Raw genomic sequence first — 21,564 nt, forward strand, 5'->3', positions numbered from 1 at the left:
GTAAATCTCCACAGAGCAACAGCTACACATCAATCTTCGAAAAATGAGGTTCATACCGCGGGTTGCCCGTCTTCCATCTCCGGCCCGCTCCGGAGTTGGTGTTCGCTCGCCTCTGCGTACGATCGAGCGTAGATGTACGCCGCGGTCACTTGCGCGTAGAAGCCCACCAGGATGGCAGCCAGCCAGCCGATGAGCGGAACGACCGAGAGGGCGCTGGCGATGACGCCAGCGACGACGAGGATACCCAGTGCGAGGAGCCATCCGGTCGCGTACTCCCGGTCACGGAGGACGGGCGTGAGCGATTCGAAATCGAACGCCGCACCTATCGAGTTCTTCTCCGCGAATCGGACGAACGCGGCAGGCGCTACGTACCAGACCGCGAGTCCGGTGATGAGCGTCAGTACGCCGCCGAGGACGGCGATCAGTCCACCGAGAGCCGGGGTGTCGTTTGCGAGTGCGACCCCACCGCCGACGAACACTGCCGCGATGAGTGCCGGGATGATGAGGTAGACGAACCCGATGACGACCGCTTTCAGGCCGTCTACGGCCAGCTTCGTCCAGTCGTCGAACGTCGGTGCTTCGGTGTCGCCTGCCGAGACGCGACGAAGGACGCGAATGACGTACCCCTCCACGATGAGCGCCGGGATGATGAGGAAGCCTAAGATCGCGAGTAGCCCGCCGATGAGTACTGTTTTCGCGGCGTCGTCACTGTCTTTCAGGTAGTTGATGCTGTCGTTGAACATGATGTTCCCCCTGTCAGTGCATGCATCTGAACAGCACGCCTGACTCAAGTGTATAGACGCTGTCCGTCGGCTTAACCGTTCTCAGCGAAACGATGACGTGTCAGTCGAATTTTCGGCAGTCAGTCAAGCGTTCGACTCTCTCCGGCAGGAAGGTTCAGTCCACCATCCGACTACCACCGGCAGGGAGGAACTCCTGGATCAAGTCCGGACTGGCGACCTTCCGGACGAACGACGTGTCTTCGAACCGATCGCGGAACTGGCGGTAGAGGCGTTTGGCGGCGTCGTTCTGGGCGTACTGGCCCGGTTCGACTTCGATGTTCGTGACCGCCTGATCTTCGATAGCCGAGGGCGGGCCACCGATGACGCGGGTGTTCGGTTCGACGGTGATGCCGACCGCCACACCGACCGGCACGTCCCGGAAGTAGGTTCGGTCGCCGCGGATGGCGAACCCACCTTTTTCGAGGTGTTCGCCACTCTCCGGCGTCTTCGATACCTGTTCGGGCGAGACCATGTAGGCGTCACCCGAGAATCGACCGTTTTTCCACACCGACGAGTAGGAGACGGCGAACTGGGCTGCCTCCTGTTTGCTCTCGTCGGGCACGTCGACGTCCTTCGAGGGTTCACTCGGGTCGGACGTCTTCAGGATGGTCACCGCACCGCCGTGTGCCTGCGAGTGGAAGAACAGGTCGTTTCTGTCCATGTACTTCTTGACGAGTTCCTCGTTCTGGTCGGCATTGCGCCCGCCGAGGACGAGAAAGCCGTCGGAGGTTCGGAACCAGCGGAACCGTTCGTACCACTGCTCTTGCTTTCTGACCGGGATAGATTGTCGTGCCAACCAGTCGATGTCCTTCGATTCTTCCTCTTCGTCTACCGGCGTGGGTTCCGCTTCCCACTCCTCCCGTCGCTTGCGGACTGCTTCGAGTTCTTCGCGGGTGTCCTCGATGGCGGCCTGTGCGCCCGCCTTCTTCTCCTCGATTCGCTTCGCCTCCGTGTAGATGCGGTCTGCGTTCTTCTCGACACCGTCCTCGGGTTCGAGGGTGATCTCGGTGTCGTCTATCTCGATGGTGACGGTGCCTTCGCGTTCGTCGATTTCCTGCACTGCTTCGGCCTCGGGGATGCCGCGTTCTGCACCTTCTTCGAACCTCGCTTCGATCTCTTCCCACGGAGTGTCCTCGCCACGGGCGTTCCGAACCGTCGAGAGGATCTCGTCCACGAATCCGTAGTTGCCGTATAGCAGTTCGGCCTTCTCGCGCTCGGCCTGCGCCTGCCGTTCGAAGCCCTCTATCGCGCCCTCCTGCTGTTCGATGATGCGCTTTTGTTTCTCGATCTGACCCTGGAAGTCGGGTTTCTGTGGCTCCTGTGCGCTCTGTGTCCCTTCGTCCTCAGTCAGATCGAGGTTGGTGAAGTAATCGTCCGCTGCGGCGTTGAACGACTCGAACGCCTCCGAATCCCGACCGTCGTACTCTTCCAGGGGAAACGGCGTCACGTCGACGCGGGTGTCGTCTTCGTAGTACACTCGGGGGTCGAACTGCCCTGTCTCCAGCGGTTCCTTGAGACGCTCGATAGCGTCGTACAGTCGTTCGTACTCTTCCTCGCCGGAGTCGGCGATGTCTTTCGCCTTTTCGACACCAGCGCGGGTGCAGACCTCCTCTGCGTACAGACCGCCGAAGTTGAGTTGCGTCGCCAGCGTTCTGACGAGGTCGGTGTCCGAGTCGTCCATCCGGGCGACGAACTCCTCGTAGCTGATCTCGAGGGGGTTCACTCGCGAGTCGGGGAATTCGTACTGCGAACCGGGCGCGACGGTTCTGGATTTGAGTCGCACCGTGTCGAGGGAGTCGACGACTTCGTTGTTCTCGTCCAGTACGGCGATGTTTCCCTGTCCGAACAGCTCCGCGACGATGGTCGTATCGCCATCCCCCCGTTTGAAGTGGAACTGGAGGATGCGGTCGAACTCGTACTGTTCGACGCCCGCGAAATCCGCCCCGTTCAGGCGGTTGCGGAGCATCATGGCGAAGTTCGGCGGTCTCCCCGGCGCGGCTGGAACGTGCTCCGGCGCGGAGAGATGTGCACGCTTTATATCGCCGACTTCCACGAGCAGTTCGAGGCGACCGCTGTCGAAATCCCGCATCTTGAGACGCAAGAGATCGTCGCCGTAGAGATACGCTTTGTCGACCTTCGCGCCCTCGTAGGAACCGAGTTCGCGGACGACGGCGGCGAGGTCGATGCTCGAAAGCTCTCGCTTTCTGTCCATGACTGGGATTTTCTCGGGCGGTGGGAAAGGCGTGTCGTTCGGACTGTACGGTTGGGAGGCGGTCAGGTACGGACGAACTCAGGTCAGACAGGGATGTTCAGCTTCTGGAAGCAGGTAGGTCAAACGGACATCCCCATCCCGTCGTAGCCGAACTGGAGGTTCAACCCTGTGTACTCCGCTTCCAGTTCGCAGAAGTCGTCATAGCTTCGCTGGAACAGTTCGTCGATCTCGGTGAGGACGGCTCTGTTCGGGCGAACGTCACGCACCTGCTCGACGGTCTCCTCGAAGGTTATCTCCAGTTCCGTCTCCTGCTGCCACAGGTCGTCGTGGAATATAGGATTACCATCTGGGTCGTTCCGGAACAGTCCGCACTCTCGAATCCACAGGTCGATGTCGTCGTCCAGTCGGTCGGTATCGAGGAACTTCGTCTCGTCGGGCGTGACGAGGGTTCTGGAGTCCCCGTCGTCGAACTGGAATCCGAAGATGAGGTTCTCGCCGTCGGGTTCCATCTCCCAGCCGAGGCTGGTCACGTCCACACCGTTGCAGTCCATCGTCTCCCCGTCGTTCAGGAATTCGAACTCGGCGAAACCCCAGTCTTCGTAGTCGGCCATGATACCGTGTGCCCGTCCGAGCAGTTGGTAAGTGTTCTCGCTAACGACGATGGTCGGCGGGTCTTCCTTGTCCCACGCGGACATCGGAAACCCCTCGCGGCCAAGCGCCTGCACGACCCGGAGACCGCGGACGTGGTCGCTGTGATGGTGCGAGACAAAGATGTACACCACGTCCGAGATTCGCTCGCGATTCACCATCCGCCAGATCATCTCGGGGGCGTCTACGAGCGCCTTCGCGTCGTGGACGAACGTCGCGTTACCCACCCGAGAATACGGGAGTCCGTTTTCGCGCGCTTGGACACAAACTCGACAGTCGCAGGTCGGCATCGGAATCGGGAAGTTACCACCCGACCCGAGCAGTGTTACGTCCATGTCAGAATGTTGTATAACTGGGATGAAAATAACCGCGGTCGGGCAGTCGAATCTGTCGAACCACGCGGTCGAACGACGCTTCTCGAACCCGTTTCGACCTACTCTTCGTCGAAATCCAGCGCCACGCTGTTGATGCAGTAGCGTTTCCCGGTCGGTTCCGGCCCGTCTTCGAAGACGTGGCCCAGATGGCCGCCGCAGTTCGCGCAGACGACTTCGGTTCGTACCATCCCGTTGCTGGTGTCGGTGCGCGTCTCGACGTTTCCTTCGGGCACGTCGTAGAAACTCGGCCAGCCACAGTGCGAGTCGTACTTCGTGTCCGAGTCGAACAGCTCCGCGCCACAACCAGCACAGACGTAGGTGCCGTCGTCCTTTCGGTCGAGATGTTCGCCGGTGTGCGGTCGTTCGGTTCCCTGCTCGCGGAGGATGCGGTACTCCTCGTCACTCAATCGCTCGCGCCACTCCTCCTCTGTCTCGGGAAGGTCGTTCGCTTCGCTTTCGGGACGGTCTGTTCGTTCGCTCATACTGATTCGTAGCGTCTCGTGAAGGATAAACTGCCTGCAAGGTGGGCCAGCAAGTTCATGGCGCGCGCGACAGAATCTCGAATCGAGATATGAGTTCGACGACTGAGTCGAGCGTCATCGGACGCCTCGAAGGACGAGAATGCCACTGGTGTCACGACGGTCGACTGGAACGCGGAACGTACAAAGGCAACGATGCGGTCGTCTGCAGCGACTGCGAGACACCTGCCGCACAGCTCTGGTAATCCGAATATCGGACGGTTCTACTATTTTTTGACGACGGAAGTGGATAGTCGGTAGTGAGTGGTCGAGGAGAGGTGATCGGTAGCGAGCAGCGTGGAGTCGCCTACACGACCTGATTTTCGAGGTCACCTTCTCGCCCTGACGCCGAGATCCGTCGAACGTTCTCGGCGACGATATCCGCGAGCCGAGCGTAGTACTCGGGCGTGTGCCCGGCGTTATGGGGCGTGACGAGCACGTTCTCGAAGTTCCAGAGCGGGTGATCTTCCGGCAAGGGTTCCGGGTCGGTCACGTCCAGCACCGCCCCGCGAATCGCATTGCCGCGAAGCGCCGACACGAGTGCGTCCGTCTCGACCACCTGCCCGCGTGCGACGTTCACCAGCACGACGTCCGGCGGGAGGGTATCGAACGCCGCAGCATCGAGAAGCCCGCGCGTCTCGTCGGTCAGTGGACAGGCCAGCACGAGGTAGTCAGTCCGGGCGAGCGCATCGTGCAGGTCGTCGAAACCCAGTACTTCGTCTGTCGGGCCGCCCTTCCCGGGGGAGTAGCGCACGCCGATGGTCTCGACGTCGAACCCTTGCAGGCGCTCGACGACCGCCTGCCCGATGGCACCCATCCCGACCACGGTCACCGTACTTCCCTGCAACTCTCCTGCCTGGAAGTGCCGCCACTCCCGACGCGACTGCTGGCGGCGCGCACGGAGGAACCCACGGGTGAACGTCAGGATGGCTCCGAGCGCGTACTCACCGATGTTCGGGCCGTGAACCCCGGAGGCGTTCGTCACCGCCACGCCCCGCGATTCGAGCGCGTCGAGCGGCAGGTGGCCCGTCCCGGCGTAGGCGCAGGCAAACAGGCGAAGGTCGTCGGCGTAGCCGAGCAGGTCTTCCCCGATGGTCATCCCCGTCACGACGTCGGCGTCCGCGATCGACTCGCGCTCTTCCTCGGGCGTGCGCGCGAGACGAATCTCGTGTTCCGGCAGGCGGTCTCGGAGCTCCGCGACGTACTCTGAGATGGGCATTCCGTGGGTTCCACGCCGGAGTACGAGAATCGTCGGCGTGTTCGATCGGTCGCTGGTCATGTGTTCTGGTGTTCGTCCTCGTTACTTATCCTTCCGGCAGGTTCGTCGGTCGCGGAGTGTTCGTCGTTGGACCGAATATTCGTGTGTTCGTCGCGTTGTTCATCACGGTTGCTCAGTTTCAGTACTCGGCCAGGCTTCAAATAAGTCTTTTAAACAGTACATTTCAGTACAATTTAGTGGAAAACAGTGTATTTCAGTACATCACTTCGAGAGCGGAGTGACGGTGGGTTCGAGAGTCCTTGGGCACTTCGAGGACGACTCTACTGTGGTTGCTAGATCGTCTCGATTGGTGCGTGAGAGGGCTTTCGAAGACACTACGATAGCAGTCACCTGTCCATCTCGAAGTAACCAATCGAAGACGCGACACCAGACCTCACAAAAAACGTCTCCTCTTAGTCGTTACCACGCGTACTCGTCGCGTGGATCACGGTCGTCGCGCTCCGAATCGTAGGCGTGCTGGCCGTCCACGAAGACGTGCTGGGCGTCGGAGGTGATAGCGAACGGCTCGCCGTCCCAGATGACGACATCGGCGTCGGTTCCCTCCTCTAGCGTCCCGACGCGATCTTCGATACCCAGAATCTCGGCGGGGTTGCGCGTCACGGTCTGGAGGGCGGCCTCTTCGGGTAATCCCTCTCGAATCGCAAGGCCGACGCAGACGTCGAGATGCTCCTGCGGGAGAACGGGCGCATCGGTCTGGATGGCGACTTTCACACCCGCCTCGTGGAGGATACCGGCCGTTTCGAAGGTGATGTTCGAGAGTTCGTACTTCATTCCGCTGGTGAACGACGGCCCGACGATGGCGGGCACGTCGCGTTTCACGAACTCCTCTGCGATGGCGTGCCCCTCCGTCGCGTGCTCGATGGAGAGGTCTTCGATGCCGAACTCGTCGGCGATCCGGAACACGGTGGCGATGTCGTCGGCGCGGTGGGCATGGACGCGGAGGGGAAGGTCACCTTCCACGACGCGGGCGAGGTTCTCCATCCCGAGGTCGCGGTCGAAGGGGTCGCCCTCTTCGCGGGCCTTCGCACGCCGGGCGACGTAATCCTCGGCTTCCATGAGCGCCTGCCGGAGTTGGGCCGCGATTCCGGGGCGCGTCGTGGGTTCGCGTCCGTTCTGGTCGCCGTGAACCCGCTTCGGGTTCTCACCCATCGCGGCCTTCATCCCGTCTTCCTGGATCAGCATCTCGTCCGCGATACGACCGTAGGTCTTCATCGAGCAGATGATGCCGCCGATGACGTTCGCGCTCCCCATCCGGGCGCTAACGGTCGTCACACCACCCTGGTAGGCGTGGCGCAGTTCCTCGTCGCGGGGGTGAAAGCCATCGAGCGCGTTGACGTGCGGCGTGACGGGGTCGGTCAGTTCGTTCACGTCGCCGTCCTCCGGTTCGCCCCACTCGCCCATCCCGGCGTGGCTGTGCGCCTCCACTAGCCCCGGTGTCACCGGCTTCCCGCGGGCGTCGATGACGGTCGCGTCGTCGGGGACGTCCACGTCGTCCCCGACCGCCACGATCTCGCCGTCCTCGAACAGGACGGTTCCGTTCTCGATGGTGCCCACGGTAGAGACCGTGTGAATCTCACCATTGATAATCGCGTACATGGCACAGTGCTTCGCCAGCGACGTGATTAGTATTTCGATTCGAAAGTAATCGACACGGTGACAGTACTGTCAGACGTCCGACTATCTCTCTACGACGACCCTCTCGTCGTCTACGACTACTCGCCCTCGAACTCGGGTTCCCCGTCGCCGAAGAACTCGGCCAGTCCACGCTCGTAGTCCCCCGTCTTCGTCATCCGCGCGATGGTGTCTGTTTCGGCGGCCATCTGTGCCGAGAGGTCTCGACCCGTACTCCGGGCGAACAGGCGTTTCGTCGCCCCGTGGGCGCGGGTCGGCCCGTTCGCGAGGTCGGCGGCGAGGTCGGCGAGTCGCTGGTCGAAGTCGGTCGTAACTTCGGTCGCAAGACCCATCTCGACCGCTTCGTCGGGCGCGATGAGTTCGTCGAGCAGGGCGATCTCTTTCGCCCGCCGCAAGCCGACGAGTCTCGGGAGGAGGTACGTCGAACCGCCGTCAGCCGAAAGTCCAATTCGGGGGTAGGCGAACTCCAGTCGGGCATCCTTCGAGAGCAAGACGATGTCTCCCGCCAGCGCGAGACCGAATCCGCCACCTGCCGCGACACCGTTCACCCCGGTCACGACCGGCTTGGGCGCGCGCACGAGGTTCTCGATGGTGCGGTGGAGACCGGACGCGATCTTCCGGAGTGTGCGGGCGTCGTCCGAGCCGCCCGAGAGCACCGAGAGGTCTGCTCCCGTGTTGAACACGCCATCGGTTCCCGTGAGGACGATGCACCGCGAATCGTCTTCGTGCAGGTTCGCGGTGACGGTTCGCAGTTCGGCTGCCATCGCACGATCCATCGCGTTGTGCGTTTCGGGACGGTCCATCGTCACGCGGGCGACGTCACCCGCGCGCTCGACGGAGAGGTGTTCGAACGTTGCCATACGTCGTCGTGCGAGCGGCGGCGTCAAAACCGTATCGTGCTTCTTTCTTCAGTAAGAACGATACGCCGACCGGAAGGTCAACAATTTAGTACCCTCTGTTGTGTAGCGTAGGCGTATGGAGCGATTCGACGTTGCTATCGTGGGAGGGGGGCCCGCCGGTATGTCGGCTGGAGAACAAGCCGCACGCCAGGGTGCAAGTGCTGTCGTACTGGAACAGGGTGTTCCACGCGCCGACCGAGAGTACCTTGGCCCGGACTCGACCGACGCCGCCGGGATGCTCGACTACTGGGTGGACATCATGGGCGAGGACTATCGGGAGATCCCCGACGGAGTCATCCTCCAGGAACTCGACCGAGTGGAATTTATCGGCCCGAACGAGAGGGCAACCCTCCGAAAGACCGGTATCGATTCCTCGTACCCGAAGATGGGCTTTACCTTCCAGCGCGCCCGGATGGACGACTGGCTCAGAGAACGCGCCGAGGACGCTGGTGCGGAGTATCGCGTCGGCGTCGGTGTGAAACGCGCCGAGACGGATCTCGATGCAGAGTACCGCCACACCCTTCGACTCGCGGACGGCGAGAACATCGAAGCGGAGTACCTCATCCTGGCTGACGGGCCACAGCGCCGCGTGACCCTGGGCGTCCTGGATCAGTTCATGCCCGAGGGGCACTCGGTCAGCGACCATCTGAGTCCACCGAAAGCGAACCACATCGCCTATCAGGAGTATCGTGAGTTCCCAGAGGAACTGTTCGAACCCTCGTCACTCAAGTTCTGGTGGGGCGTCATGCCCGGCGAGACGGCGTACCCGTGGGTGTTCCCCAACGACGGCACGGTGGCCCGCGTCGGGCTGACGATGCCGATCGGGATGGATCTCGCCGACGTAGACGACCCCGACTCCTACGCCCTACTGCGTCCGGACGACGAGAGAATCCCGCGCGGTGGGGAGTACATCCGCCGACTGCTCGAATACGAGTACGGCGACGAGTACGACATCGAGACCGACTTCCCGCTCGTGGAAGACCGGGGCAAATCCGGTGGTACCGAGACCTACCCGATCTCCTCGACGCGACCCATCGACTCGCCGACGAAAGCTGGCATCGCCGTCGCAGGCGGCGCGATGGGGACCACCAGCGCGTTCCACGAAGGCGGCTACCACGTCGCCACACGGACCGGAAAGATCGCCGGCAAACTCGCCGCCACAGATTCCATCGAATCGTACAACGACGAGTGGAAAGCAGCCATCGGCGACGAGATTCTCCGGAACGTCTCGTTCGCGGATATCGTGGCCGATTACGGCCCGGACGACTGGGATCACGCCTTCTCGGTGGTTCACAACATCCTCGACGATAGAAAGGACCTCATCAAATCGAAGATCGGCTCCGGCGTTCGCGGTGCGAAACTCGCCGCGCAGTACAAGAAGGTCAAGTTCGGCTACCGGAACGGCGGCTACGTCCAGTTGAACGAGTCCGATTACACGGTCTGAATCGAACCGGACGACCCGAAAGGTCTTACCGCGCCCCCGACCTACCGCTTCGTGCGCACTTCAGTCCCCGCCGGAGTATTCCCACTTCGGGAGCGATGACCGCGCGGAGAACCCGAGTGCGCGACAGTTACGAAGTCGGTCGTCCCAACTGAAACGACCCGCTTCGCCGGTTCACCGGCAAAAGTATTCGGCCACGCCTCGCGTGGCCCGCCCGGCACGAGGGTTTGCCAGCCGACACGGCACGCCGCCAAGGGATGAGGCTGGATGTTAGTGTTCCGGGCGACACCTTTCGACCGACGAGACTCGGCGCCGACCATCTCGAGTACTTCGCGCTCACCGGACTTTGCTTGAGCCGTATCGTAGAGACGGACGGCAAAACTGTAACGTCACGCCGAACAGAATCCCCCACGCGAACGGAGATATTGACTCCTGCGACTACGAGATATCGGGAGAAATCTCCGTTGATATGCTCCACCGTGTCGAGTATTTAGCAAAAGTATATCGCGTACTGTGCTTCGATTGACGTATGCCAGGTGCACGCGTTGTCAGCGGCGAACGAGTCACGCTTCGGACGGTGGAGCGAGACGACCTCCAGTTCCTCCAGCGAGCAGACACCGACCCCGAACTTCGTGAACCGCTCGGGGAGACTGTGAAGAATCTTCGACAGGTCGAGGAAGAGTTCGAGAGGCAATGGGGACACGACGATGTATTTCTCGTCTGTCTCGACGGGAACGATGTTGGTTCCGGCTATCCTGATGAAGGCGATGTGCGCCGGATCGGCCTCTGCGTAGCCAGTGGCCAGCGACGCAGTCGCCCCGTGATTGGCTACTGGCTCGTCCCGGAGGTACACGGGGAAGGGTACGGCAAAGAGGCCGTCTCACTCGTCATCGATTACGTCTTTCAGGTGTATTCTCATCCCGCCGTCGGTGCCGACGCCTTTGCCCACAACGAGGCTTCACGTGGACTGCTGGAGTCGCTGGGGTTTACCCTGGAGGGGCGTCTCCGAAAAGAAGAGTACTGGGACGGTCAGTACCGGGACAGAGTCGTATATGGGCTCCTCCGCTCCGAGTGGGACGACCGGGAGTGACCGGCACGACGGGCCTGGGAGAATAGCCGCCACTCTGGAAGACGAACGAGCGATCCGACGAGTGACGACGTCATCCACCGGAAAGGCGTTGGCGATAGCGACTGACGAGCGACGTTGCCAGACGGCGTTCGACGCGGGTGAATCCCAAAATCGGAGCGAGACCCCATATGCCACCAGCCCCAGCGCAGTCCCCACCACAGGTGCGACCGGGTTCGACAACACCGCCCTGACTCCCAGTGCGACTCCAGCCAGTGGAACCGCCGCGAGGAGTGGTTTCGCGTGAACGGCTGGAGTCCTTCGAGGTAGTACAGAACCGCCACTTCGAGACCGTTGTTCACGGTGAGCATCAGGAGATAGTTGGCGACCAGTCCCGGCAGTCCGTACGTCACGGTCAGTGGGACGGCAGTCATCGTCAGGAAGGCGGTGATAGCGACGTTGACCACCAGCAGTGCGCGTTGATTGTCCGTCATCGTCAACAGGATACCGACACTACCGGCGGCGCATGCGGCGTACTGCGCGACGATGAACCCCGGAAGGAGCGGCGCGTAGCTGACGAACGTCGCCCCGAACAGGCTCATCACGGCCTGTCGGTAGACGATGACAGGAATCGAGAACGCCGTGACACCGACCAACACCAGACGACTCGTGACGTGATACAGCCGTCGCAGTGCTTCGCGCTCGTATTCCTCGTGGAGGGCGGCGGCAACCGGTGGGATGAACTGGTTGATACCCATCAGGGGTAGCCGAACCAGCATCCCAAGGAGGACACCGACGGCGAACACGCCACCGGCGACGCTCGACAGGAAGACCGCGATGAGGGGGTAGAATCCCAACCGCTGCGTCGTCGTTGCGAATCCACCGATAAAAAGCGGAATCGTGAACCGCAGATATCGTCGGCGGAGTCGGGCGGCGTCCGCACCGCGGAGTCTCGGTCGAAGCCCTCGGTTCCGCACTAGCCAGACCGTCGCAACGAGGCTGACCCCTCCCATCGAGAGCAAGACGCCGCCAGCGACCAGTGCGAGGTCGTCGAAGACGAGCGTGCCGACCACGCCGACGAGCAGTTGTGCGGCCGGAAAACCGACCCGGAGTGTGAGGTTGAGTGGCCCGACTTCTTCGAGACCGCGGAGTATCTCCGTGACGGTGAACAGCCACACACCCGTCGGAAGACCGATGGCGAAGATGCGCAAGAACAGGGTGAACTGGGGTTCTTCGTCGGCCAACTGGGTGACGAATGGTGCGCCAACGAACAGGGCGACTCCGAACACGGTCGCAACCCCGAGCAGGAGAAGGCTCGCAAAGGTGGCGAGTGCGTCACGTTCGGCTGACGAGTCTGCATTGGGAAGAAACCGGCTCAACCCGCTCCGGAACCCTAACGCGAGGCGGACGAGGAACTGTTGCAGTCGGCGCGCCAGTGCGAACAGACCGTAGGAACTGGCGGCGAACCCGTTGGTGAGGATCGCCGTGAACACGAGTGTCAGCCCTCGCTGGAGGAGGATACTCGGAACCGAGACGGTCGCCCCGTGGGCGACACGCTCCAGTGCGTCTTCGAGCCGAGCCTTGACGGGGTCTCGATCGTGGACTTCGACCGTTTCGGCGCCGGACGGAGTTTGCGTCGCACTGTCGCTCTCCGCAGGCTTCGCATTCGAAGGTGGGGACGAATCCGAGACCACGATGACCCTTGCCAGAACGTGCGAATAAAACCGCTGATGTCCGGCTGATCTCGTCGACGGAGAGCGCAAACCGTTTTTCACACCACCCCCAACACCGATACATGAATCCGAATCCGATCGCCGATCTCGGTCCCGGCGAGCGACGCGCGCTGTTCGACCGTGACGCCGGAATCGAGAGCATCCGCGGCGATGTCCACGATATCATTGACCGTGTGCGCGAGGAAGGAGACGTGGCAGTCCGGGAGTTCAGCCGCGAGTTCGACGACGTGGAGGTCGGGAACATCGACATCACCGACGAAGCGAAGCGGGCGTACGACGAGATCGACGGCGACGTGCGCGAGGCTATCGAGGACGCCGCAGAGAACATCCGCGAGTTCCACGAGGCCCAGATGCCGGAGGACTGGCGTGATGACTTCGGCGGGCGGGAACTCGGACGCCGATTCCGACCCATCGAGCGCGTCGGCGTGTACGCCCCCGGCGGTACCGCCGCGTACCCCTCCAGCGCGCTGATGGGGGTCATCCCCGCGAAGGTGGCTGGCGTAGAGCAGGTGGCTGTCGCAACCCCACCCGGCGAACCGCAGAACTCCATCACGCTGGCCGCGATCCACGCTTCAGGCGCGGACAGGGTGTACCGCGTCGGCGGGGCGCAAGCCATCGCCGCGATGGCCTACGGAACCGAGCAGATCGACCGCGTGCAGAAGGTCGTCGGGCCGGGAAACCGCTGGGTCACGGCGGCCAAGGCCGAGGTGCAGGGCGACGTGGCTATCGACTTCCTCGCCGGACCGAGCGAACTGCTCGTCGTCGCCGACGACTCGGCGAACCCGAAACACGTCGCCAGCGATATGGTCGCACAGGCAGAACACGACGAGAACGCCTCGGTCGTCACGGTGACCGACGACGCCGAGTTCGCCGAGGAAGTCGTCGAAGAAATCGACCGACAGGTAGGCGAACGCGAGCGCGAGGACGTCATCCGGGCCGCGCTCGATAACGACGCCAGCGGCGTGTTCGTCGCCCGGTCGATGAGCGAAGCACTGCTATTCGCCGAGGAGTACGCCGCAGAACACCTCGCCATCCAGGCCGAGGACGAAGAGGAACTCTTAGACCGCATCGACAGCGCGGGAAGCGTCTTTTTGGGTTCGTACACCCCCGTCGCGGCAGGCGACTACGCTTCCGGGACGAATCACGTCCTGCCGACGACCGGACTGGCGAAGATCACCGGCGGGCTGTCGGTCGATTCGTTCCTCCGCTCGACCACGGTACAGCGATTGGACGAAGAGGCGCTCGATTCGCTCTCCGAGACGATCACGACGCTCGCCGAGGCCGAGGGTCTGGAAGCTCACGCGGAGAGCGTTCGGAAGCGATTCGAGTAGATGCGAAAGCGATCCGGTAGAGAACCGCCGAAAAGCGATACGAGTGGAAAACGGTCGAATCGAGGTCGCTACTGTTTTCCGAGAGCTTCGCTGGTCGCCGACAGACCAGCCTCCACATCTACGTCAGCACCCTGTTTCTGCAGAGCATCCCCCAGCGCGCTCACGAGGTAGGACACCGTCTGGGGGCGTGCGGAGTAGCCCATACAACCGATGCGGAAGATCTCGCCGTCAAGGTCGCCCAGACCGGTGGCGATTTCGAGGTCGTACTGCTCCAGCAGGTAGTCCGTCACGTCGGTGTCGGTCACGCCCTCGGGGACGCGAACCGCGTTGAGACTCGGCAGCCAGTACTCCTCGGGGGCGTTCATTTCCAGTCCCATCGCCTCGACGCCCGCCTTGAGCGCGCCAGCGATCTCGCGGTGGCGTTCCCAGCGCGCTTCGATACCCTCCTCGCTGACGAGGCGGAGCGCCTCGCGGAGTGCGTAGACGTTCGTGATCGGTGCGGTGTGGTGGTAGGCACGCTCGTCACCCCAGTAGCCTTCGAGCAAGCTCAGGTCGAGATACCACGACCGGGCCGGTTCCTCGCGCGAGAGCACTTTCTCCATGGCGCGGTCGTTGAGCGTCAGTGGACTCGCACCTGGCGGGCAGGAGAGACACTTCTGTGGCCCGGAGTACGCCACGTCGATGTCCCATTCGTCAACCCGGAGTTCGACGCCGCCGAGGGAGGTCACGCAGTCCGCGATGACGTACGCGTCGTGGTCGTGTGCGATGGCGGTCAGTTCCGAGACGTTCGGCTGTACCACGCCGGTACTCGTCTCGGCGTGGACGAACCCGAACACGTCCGGTTGATGTTCCTCGAACGCGGCTTGCACGTCGGCGGGGTCGAGCGGTTCGCCCCACGGCGCGTCCACGTGGACGATTTCGCCACCTGCACGGGTCGCCATCTCCTCCATCCGCCCGCCGAAGTAGCCGTTGGTCGGGACGAGCACGGTATCACCAGGTTCGATGAGGTTGCCGATGGCAGCCTCCATCGACGCCGACCCCGTACCTGAGACGGGAATCGTCCACTCGTTGTTCGTTCGGAAGGTGTATCGAAGGAGGTCTTGCACCTCGTCCATCATCTCGACGAACGATGGATCCAGGTGGCCGACCAGCGGCGTGCTCATCGCTCTGAGCACGCGGGGATGTACCTCACTCGGGCCGGGACCCATCAGCGTCCTGTCTGGCGGTGTCAACTCGCCAACCTTCGGGTTCTCCATGTCTCCCCGTATCACTCGGGGTCACAAAAATCTCGCCTTCCCGGAACCGTGTGTACGGTTTCGCGGAGCAGTGTGCTTAGCTTCGTGGAGCGGTACGTTCACCTTCCTGGAGCCACCCGACCAACGGGCCGTTGAATGGGACAACGGCCCGTTTCTTCGGACGAACTTCGAGGAAACGATGCAAACGGTCGTCCCGGTTTATCCGAGCAATCGATGTAGGCGGAGATAGCCCAGCAGGTTGCTGGGTGGAGGATCACAATGGCACGTCAGAGACCGATGCAACATTCACAGGGGCAGACCGGATATCAGCAGTACGGCCAATCGCAGCAGTATGGCCAACCACAACAGCAGTATGGCCAGATGCCCACCGGCCAGCAGTATGGTCAACAGGGTGTCGGCCAGCAAGGGGTTGGCCAGCAGATGCCACAGTCGGGAACTGGTCAGCAGTTGCCACAGCAGGGCACTCAACAGATGCCACAGCAGGGCGTCGGCCAGCAGATACCACAGCAGCGCGGCCAGTTCGAAGACCAGTTGCCGAGCGAGATGAGAATCGCTCTCGAGGATTTCGAGAAGGCCGCCCAGGTATGTGACTGGTGTGCCGACCAGTGTATCGACGAAGGGCCACAGATGGCCGAGTGTATCCGGCTCTGCCGTGACGTTGCAGACCTCGGCACACTGAACGCGAAGCTCATCGCCCGCGATTCGGTCTTCGGACCGGAACTCGCGGAGGTGTTCACACGCGCAGCCGAGGAATGTGCCGACGAGTGTATGCGACACCCACACGCACACTGTCAAGAGTGTGCGTCCGTGCTTTCCCGAGCCGTCGATTCGACCTACCGGTTGCTCGACCAGATCCAGATGGGTCAGACGGAGACACCGACACAGCAAACCACCGTCCAGCAACCGCAGGTCTAACTACTCGGTCTCTTTTCTGACGGGACGTCTTACCATTTCGATAAATCCGCACCTCGTTTCGAGAGAGAAGCTTATAGCCTCCGGACGCGAAGTACGAAATCCATGATGGTCGGCCACGCCCTGATAGCTTTCGCGTTGGCCGCGCTGGTAGCATCCAGGTTCTGGCCCGCAGAGCGTGCGCTGACGTTCGGCGTGGTCGCAGGCGCGTTCGCGACGATCCCCGACGTGGACATGACCTACGCAGTCGTCGGACTCGCACAGATGGGATTCGGCGGGGTCTGGCAGATGACCGCCACGTTCTGGGGCAGTTCGCAACTCGTCCACCGCGTCGTGACTCATTCGCTCGTCGTCGCCGCGGTCGCCGCCCCGGCGTTCGTCTGGGCGACTCGCGGCCCCCGATACCGGGCCATCGCCGCAGTCGCCCTCTCAGCACTCGTCTGGATATCGCTCGTGAAGAGCGGCGTCCTCGGCGCAGGCGTCATGCTCGTGTTCGTCATGACGGGTGTCGTCGTCACGATCGCTGCCGCCTCGTACACCGATTTCGGGCCGCGTGCGCTGTTCGCCGCGATCGCGTTCGGTCTCCTCTCCCATCCCTTCGGCGACCTGTTCACGGGGGAACCACCGCAGTTCCTCTATCCGCTCGACGTGGTGCTTCTCGACTCGCGGGTCGCCCTGCTCGGAGAGCCGACGTTGAACCTCCTCACCATCTTCGCACTGGAACTGGCTACGGGATGGCTCGCGGTGATGGCCTACTTCCAGTTGCGCGATGAGAGCCTGCGCCAGCACGTTCACGGGCGTGCCGCGCTCGGTGCGGGCTACGCGATCGCCGCGCTCGTCCTCCCTGCACCGACGCTTTCGGTGTCGTACCACTTCGTGTTCTCCGTGCTCGCCGTGGGGGCCGTCGGTGTCGCCCCGCGACTGCATCCACGGCGGCTGTTCCATCCGGTTCGTGACCCTCGGACGTGGGCCTGTACCGGAATGGCGGCCGTTACGCTCGCAGTACTGGGTTACGCAGGTGCGTATCTCGTAGCCTAATGTTTCATACGGGTTGCACTCTTACCGCCGGGTATGGCTCAGCGAATCGGCAGGTTGGACTCGCTCGTGGAGAACGAGCGAGTTAATGCTGGACTAGCGTGGCTACTCGTCGGCTTTCTGCTCGCCGTCGTCGCAGCGAGCCTGCTGAACGCCGACCTGTTGTGGGCGATGTTCGCCGGATTCGTCGCCCTGCTGGCAGTGATTCCCCCGGTTGCCTACCGGAACGCGGAAGCGATGCTTCCGTGGGAAGTGCTGGTGATCGGTGCGCTTCCCATCCTCGGGCGCACGCTCGCCACCCTCGCGCTCACGAGTCGGCTGGCGACGTACCTCTCGGTGGCGGCGCTGGCGCTCATCGTCGCCGTCGAACTCCACGTCTTCACCCCGGTTCGGATGACCCACTGGTTCGCGGTGCTCTTCGTCGTCATCACGACGATCGCGACCGCTGGCGTCTGGGCAGTCATCGAATGGCTGTCGGACATCTATCTCGGCACGCAGTTCATCCAGAGTGAGCAGGTACTCATGTGGGACTTCGTCTACGCGACGATGGGTGGCCTGTTGGCTGGGATCATCTTCGAAGTGTACTTCAGACGAGTCGTCCCGACAGAATCACGCCTTCCGACCGACATCCGGGAACGAGTCCAATGAAAATCCGCGAGCACCTCGGCATCTCGAACCGAAGACAGCGACAGTTGACTCGCGCGATGGAGTTGAGTCTCGTCGGCATCTTCTTCGTCGGACTGGACAGAGGCAACCTCGGGATCATGGTCAACAGCGCTATCGCGTTCGCCATCACCCACGTCCCGGCGGTGCTCGAACGAGATTACCAGATTCCGATGGACGCCGGGCTGACGCTGTGGATAACGACCGCCGTCTTCCTGCACGCAGTCGGTACCCTCGGGCCGTACCAGAATGACGCGTGGTTCTGGTGGTGGGACCACGTCACCCACGCACTGTCGGCCTCACTCGTCGCTGCCGTGGGATACGCCACCGTCCGGGCCATCGACGCTCACTACGACGACGTGTATCTGCCGCCGCGTTTTATGTTCGTGTTCATCCTCATGTTCGTCGTCGCGTTCGGCGTGGTCTGGGAGGTCATCGAGTTCGCACTGAGCGGACTCGCGGGCATCCTCGGCGGGCGGGCAGTGCTCACGCAGTACGGACTCGAAGACACGATGCCGGATCTCCTGTTCGACACCGTCGGCGGCTTCATCACGGCCATCTGGGGGACGGCGTATCTCTCGGACGTGGTCGGTGCCGTCACGGAACACCTCGACGGACGAGAGCAGAAAGCGGACTGAAATCGGGCAAGTAGAGATCGAATGCAGATCGGTTGGTCGAGTGCCGATCGATCGCCGGTCGTAGGTCGGTCGATGGCCGATGCGTCTTTTACCAGTGGCAGAGAATCCACTACGCGCAATGGTGTTCAAGAAGATCACGCTCATCGGAACGAGCAATGAGAGCTTCGACGCGGCCGCAGACGATGCCATCGACCGTGCAGAGGAGACCCTCTCGAACGTCAAGTGGGTCGAAGTTGACGATCTCGGCGTCGAGGTCGCGTCCGTCGACGACAGGGAGTATCAGGCCGAGGTAACGGTCGCGTTCGAACTGCAGGAGTAGCAACAGAATCAGGTGCGGAAACTCTCGCCGCATCCACATTCGGAGACGACGTTCGGATTTTCGACGTGGAAGCCCGCACCCTGTAGTCCTTTTTCGAAGTCCACGACGCTTCCCTCGATGTAGTTCATGCTCGCCGGATCGACGAATACGCGCAGCTCGTGGTGTTCGAAGACGGTGTCGTCCGCCTCGGCTTCTTCGTCGAATCGCATGCCGTAGGAGAGTCCGGCGCAGCCGCCCTGCTGGACGAACAGCCGGAGTCCCGCGATCTCGGAGTCGAGACCTTCGCTATCCAGGAGGTCGAGTGCCTGCTCGGCGGCGTCCTCTGTCACCTCGATGGTCGGGGTCTCCTCCCCGTTCGGTGCGGTGTCGGTGCTCATGGGTATCGATTGTCGGTCTGGCCTCATATAACGTTCGCCTGCGAGAGCGAATACGGGATGGGTTATCTGATGTAGACACTTCCTCAGGAACCCCGATTACGTCGACCTAGAAAGCCCTCTCACGCCTTCATCGAGTAGTGACCGCGATCACGTTGGTCCCAGAAAGCCCTCGGACGCTACGCTCGCGCGCCCCCCGCTGAGCTCCTCAGGAAGGCGCTTCGCGCCTTCCCTGCGGTGCTTACGGGGTCGTGCTTCGCGTACCGCCCTCGCCCTTTCAGTCCGCCAGGATTCCTCGAACGTGCTGGCGAGTTTTCGTGGATGACGGGTGTGTGCGCTCGGCGGCTGGTCGGCTCTGCGTGCGGTGGCGCGTGCGAAGAACGCGCGCGAGGGACGACCGGAACGAGCGGAGCGAGTGAAGGGAGGAGGCTGGGGAGGGCGAGGCGTGGTGGCGGTCGCGGTTCGTGGTAGGACTTTCTGGGACGCCGTTACTGCGGCGTCTCGTTCGTCTCGAAAAGAGCATACAGAGGCTTTCGAGATCACGACAACTTCGTCAGTCGTCTCACCTCGAAGCAAACGACATCCTGAACAGACCACTGTACTGATATCCACTGATTTGTACTGAAATGTACTACCAGATAGAATCCGTGAGACTTACCAACAGTTCGGGTTTCGTCAGAAGGTTTTGCGAGAGCCTGTTTGTGGCCCTTTATGAGGTTTTTGCGAGGGAAGAGCGCTCCGATGCGGTCTTCCTGCACTCGTAGTGAGTGCGAGGGAAGGGATTTGAACCCTTGGACCTCTACAGGAGCGGATCTTGAGTCCGCCGCCGTTGGCCGAGCTTGGCTACCCTCGCACGCAACTCCTACTCCACGCCGGGTAAGTTAAAACGTTCCGAATCGGAAAACCGACACTCCTTTTCTATCCCACTGCACCTGTCGAATCATGACCGACGAAGCCAACCGAGTCGAACTCGCGGAGCGCGCCGCGAGAGCGGGAAGCGAGATCGCCGCCGAAGGATTCCGTGGGGGTCTCGACGTGGAGACGAAATCGAACAAGACTGACGTGGTGACCGAGGCTGACCGCCAGAGCCAGCGCCGCGTCATCGACGTCATCCGCGAGGAGTACCCCGAGGACGCCATCGTCGGCGAGGAGGAAGACGAACTCAAAGCGGTACCGCCGGAGGGCGACGTGTGGGTCATCGACCCCATCGACGGCACGAACAACTTCGTCCGCGGGATTCCGATCTGGACGACGAGTGTCGCCGCAGTCCGCGACGGCGAAGCGGTCGCCGCCGCGAACGTCTGCCCCGCACTCGGCGACACCTACACCGCCGGGCCGAACGGCGCATTCCTGAACGGTGAGCAGATCGCGGTCAGCGACCGCACCGACCCCGAGACGTTCACCGTCTGCCCGACCATCTGGTGGGATTTCGACCGCCGAGACGAGTACGGTGCGACGGCACAGGCCATCCTCGACCGATTCGGCGACATGCGACGGTTCGGCTGCGCACAGATCGTCCTCGGGATGGTCGCCAGTGGTGCGCTGGACGGTACGGTGACGAACGTCGTTCCGAACCCGTGGGACACGGTGGCAGGGGTCTTCCTGGTTCGACAGGCGGGTGGGACGGTCACCGACATCCACGGCGAACCGTGGACGACCGAGAGCAGGGGTCTGGTCGCCTCTAACGGGCGAGCACACGACGAAGTGCTCGCCGCCGCACGCGCCGCGGAAGCACACTGGCGAGAATAAAAGATGTGTCGTGGGGAGTTGCGGACGTATCGAGAAGAGTGGCAGATGTGTCGTGGAGAGTAGCGTACATACCGTGAACAGGCGCGAAACGCGTATTGTGGAAATTAGGGTGACCGTCATTTCTGATTCGGAATACTGCAACAGGACTCCGACGAGTGTGTAAGGATATTTAGCACTGGGGCATTTCGGTAGCGATATGAAGTTGGATGAAACGGATCGCGCTATTTTAGAAGCACTCCAAGCAGACGCCCGAACCCCGTTCAGCGAGATCGCCCGTCGCATCGACATGTCCAGTGCGACGGTACACGACCGAGTCAACCGAATGGAAGAAGCGGGCGTCATCACCGGGTATCACGCGAAACTCGACCCGAAGAAGGTCTCTCTCGGTATCTCCGCATTCGTCGGTCTCCGCGTCGAGCAGGGTCGCGAGAAGGATACGCTCAAGAAACTCGAATCGATAAACGGCATCCAGGAAGTCCACCTCACGACCGGTTCCTGGGACGTGATGGCCCGCGTCTATGCGGAGGACGCTGACAGCCTCCGCGAGTTGATGTTCGACACGATCGCCCAGATGGATGGCTTCTCCCGGTCGCAGACCATGGTCGTCCTCGGCTCGCCATACGAGAGCGAAGAGCTTCCGCTCGGCGGAGCTATCGAAGAATAGAGAGACCGGAAACGTAAAACCCGCTCGCTCCGGTTCGTG

General features: G+C 62.1%; 21 protein-coding genes and 1 tRNA gene. 11 read left to right on the forward strand and 11 right to left on the reverse strand.

Annotated features, from left to right (window positions below; genetic code table 11):
• Positions 1-50: 50 nt before the first annotated feature.
• From ACR3FE_RS03310 to msrB, 4 genes are all read right to left on the reverse strand, one after another.
• Positions 51-743 (reverse strand): DUF4013 domain-containing protein, encoded by a 693-nt coding sequence (locus ACR3FE_RS03310; RefSeq protein WP_458205425.1) that lies wholly within the window; start codon positions 741-743, stop codon positions 51-53.
• Between the two features lie 154 nt (positions 744-897).
• Positions 898-2,994 carry a ribosome rescue protein RqcH gene (gene rqcH / locus ACR3FE_RS03315; RefSeq protein ID WP_458205426.1) on the reverse strand — a complete coding sequence of 699 codons (2,097 nt, stop codon included), beginning with the start codon at positions 2,992-2,994 and terminating at the stop codon, positions 898-900.
• 119 nt (positions 2,995-3,113) lie between these two features.
• Entirely contained in the window at positions 3,114-3,977 is an 864-nt protein-coding gene (locus ACR3FE_RS03320) for an MBL fold metallo-hydrolase (RefSeq protein WP_458205427.1), read from the reverse strand.
• Positions 3,978-4,075: 98 nt separating this feature from the next.
• Complete coding sequence (gene msrB / locus ACR3FE_RS03325) at positions 4,076-4,498, reverse strand: peptide-methionine (R)-S-oxide reductase MsrB (RefSeq protein WP_458205428.1); 423 nt, start codon at positions 4,496-4,498, stop codon at positions 4,076-4,078.
• A gap of 89 nt (positions 4,499-4,587) precedes the next feature.
• Here msrB and ACR3FE_RS03330 point away from each other — a divergent pair, with 89 nt between their 5' ends.
• Positions 4,588-4,740, forward strand: a complete 153-nt coding sequence (locus ACR3FE_RS03330; protein ID WP_458205429.1) for an HVO_A0556 family zinc finger protein — start codon at positions 4,588-4,590, stop codon at positions 4,738-4,740.
• 101 nt (positions 4,741-4,841) lie between these two features.
• Here ACR3FE_RS03330 and ACR3FE_RS03335 read toward each other — a convergent pair whose 3' ends face one another.
• The 3 genes from ACR3FE_RS03335 to ACR3FE_RS03345 all read right to left on the reverse strand — a co-directional run bounded on the left by ACR3FE_RS03335 (position 4,842) and on the right by ACR3FE_RS03345 (position 8,305).
• Entirely contained in the window at positions 4,842-5,813 is a 972-nt protein-coding gene (locus ACR3FE_RS03335; RefSeq protein WP_458205431.1) for a D-2-hydroxyacid dehydrogenase, read from the reverse strand.
• A 399-nt stretch (positions 5,814-6,212) separates the two neighbouring features.
• The gene (locus ACR3FE_RS03340) at positions 6,213-7,409 is read right to left on the reverse strand and encodes an amidohydrolase (RefSeq protein ID WP_458205433.1); all 1,197 of its coding nucleotides are present in this window, start codon (positions 7,407-7,409) and stop codon (positions 6,213-6,215) included.
• A gap of 116 nt (positions 7,410-7,525) precedes the next feature.
• Positions 7,526-8,305: an enoyl-CoA hydratase/isomerase family protein gene (locus ACR3FE_RS03345; protein WP_458205434.1), complete on the reverse strand. Its 780-nt coding sequence runs from the start codon at positions 8,303-8,305 to the stop codon at positions 7,526-7,528.
• Positions 8,306-8,420: 115 nt separating this feature from the next.
• Here ACR3FE_RS03345 and ACR3FE_RS03350 point away from each other — a divergent pair, with 115 nt between their 5' ends.
• Together ACR3FE_RS03350 and ACR3FE_RS03355 are read left to right on the forward strand one after the other, a co-directional pair.
• On the forward strand, positions 8,421-9,788 hold the full coding sequence (locus ACR3FE_RS03350) for an NAD(P)/FAD-dependent oxidoreductase (protein WP_458205436.1): 1,368 nt from the start codon (positions 8,421-8,423) through the stop codon (positions 9,786-9,788).
• Positions 9,789-10,314: 526 nt separating this feature from the next.
• Positions 10,315-10,875, forward strand: a complete 561-nt coding sequence (locus tag ACR3FE_RS03355) for a GNAT family N-acetyltransferase (protein WP_458205437.1) — start codon at positions 10,315-10,317, stop codon at positions 10,873-10,875.
• On the opposite strand, the gene ACR3FE_RS03360 is transcribed toward ACR3FE_RS03355, so the two are convergent.
• The gene (locus ACR3FE_RS03360; RefSeq protein ID WP_458205439.1) at positions 10,815-12,545 is read right to left on the reverse strand and encodes a lipopolysaccharide biosynthesis protein; all 1,731 of its coding nucleotides are present in this window, start codon (positions 12,543-12,545) and stop codon (positions 10,815-10,817) included. The genes ACR3FE_RS03355 and ACR3FE_RS03360 overlap by 61 nt on opposite strands.
• A gap of 101 nt (positions 12,546-12,646) precedes the next feature.
• On the opposite strand from ACR3FE_RS03360, the gene hisD reads away from it, so the two are divergent.
• Positions 12,647-13,915 carry a histidinol dehydrogenase gene (gene hisD / locus ACR3FE_RS03365; RefSeq protein WP_458205441.1) on the forward strand — a complete coding sequence of 423 codons (1,269 nt, stop codon included), beginning with the start codon at positions 12,647-12,649 and terminating at the stop codon, positions 13,913-13,915.
• 68 nt (positions 13,916-13,983) lie between these two features.
• On the opposite strand, the gene ACR3FE_RS03370 is transcribed toward hisD, so the two are convergent.
• Positions 13,984-15,171 (reverse strand): pyridoxal-phosphate-dependent aminotransferase family protein, encoded by a 1,188-nt coding sequence (locus tag ACR3FE_RS03370; protein ID WP_458205443.1) that lies wholly within the window; start codon positions 15,169-15,171, stop codon positions 13,984-13,986.
• 258 nt (positions 15,172-15,429) lie between these two features.
• On the opposite strand from ACR3FE_RS03370, the gene ACR3FE_RS03375 reads away from it, so the two are divergent.
• The 5 genes from ACR3FE_RS03375 to ACR3FE_RS03395 all read left to right on the forward strand — a co-directional run bounded on the left by ACR3FE_RS03375 (position 15,430) and on the right by ACR3FE_RS03395 (position 18,738).
• Positions 15,430-16,086, forward strand: coding sequence for a four-helix bundle copper-binding protein (locus tag ACR3FE_RS03375; RefSeq protein ID WP_458205445.1), 657 nt, complete (start codon positions 15,430-15,432; stop codon positions 16,084-16,086).
• Between the two features lie 102 nt (positions 16,087-16,188).
• Positions 16,189-17,121 (forward strand): metal-dependent hydrolase, encoded by a 933-nt coding sequence (locus ACR3FE_RS03380; protein ID WP_458205447.1) that lies wholly within the window; start codon positions 16,189-16,191, stop codon positions 17,119-17,121.
• Between the two features lie 33 nt (positions 17,122-17,154).
• Positions 17,155-17,766 (forward strand): hypothetical protein, encoded by a 612-nt coding sequence (locus ACR3FE_RS03385; RefSeq protein WP_458205449.1) that lies wholly within the window; start codon positions 17,155-17,157, stop codon positions 17,764-17,766.
• A complete protein-coding gene (locus ACR3FE_RS03390; RefSeq protein WP_458205450.1) occupies positions 17,763-18,419 on the forward strand; it encodes a DUF2238 domain-containing protein in 657 nt (218 codons plus the stop codon). The genes ACR3FE_RS03385 and ACR3FE_RS03390 overlap by 4 nt, the downstream gene beginning before the upstream one ends.
• A gap of 118 nt (positions 18,420-18,537) precedes the next feature.
• Positions 18,538-18,738: a dodecin gene (locus ACR3FE_RS03395; RefSeq protein WP_458206002.1), complete on the forward strand. Its 201-nt coding sequence runs from the start codon at positions 18,538-18,540 to the stop codon at positions 18,736-18,738.
• A gap of 8 nt (positions 18,739-18,746) precedes the next feature.
• On the opposite strand, the gene ACR3FE_RS03400 is transcribed toward ACR3FE_RS03395, so the two are convergent.
• Positions 18,747-19,115 carry a HesB/IscA family protein gene (locus ACR3FE_RS03400; protein WP_458205452.1) on the reverse strand — a complete coding sequence of 123 codons (369 nt, stop codon included), beginning with the start codon at positions 19,113-19,115 and terminating at the stop codon, positions 18,747-18,749.
• A 765-nt stretch (positions 19,116-19,880) separates the two neighbouring features.
• A tRNA-Leu gene (locus tag ACR3FE_RS03405) sits at positions 19,881-19,965 on the reverse strand.
• A gap of 89 nt (positions 19,966-20,054) precedes the next feature.
• Between ACR3FE_RS03405 and ACR3FE_RS03410 the strand changes: the two genes are divergently transcribed.
• Entirely contained in the window at positions 20,055-20,861 is an 807-nt protein-coding gene (locus ACR3FE_RS03410; RefSeq protein WP_458205454.1) for an inositol monophosphatase family protein, read from the forward strand.
• A 196-nt stretch (positions 20,862-21,057) separates the two neighbouring features.
• A complete protein-coding gene (locus ACR3FE_RS03415; protein WP_458205456.1) occupies positions 21,058-21,525 on the forward strand; it encodes an Lrp/AsnC family transcriptional regulator in 468 nt (155 codons plus the stop codon).
• Positions 21,526-21,564: the final 39 nt, after the last annotated feature.

The organism is Haladaptatus rarus (genome assembly GCF_054177585.1).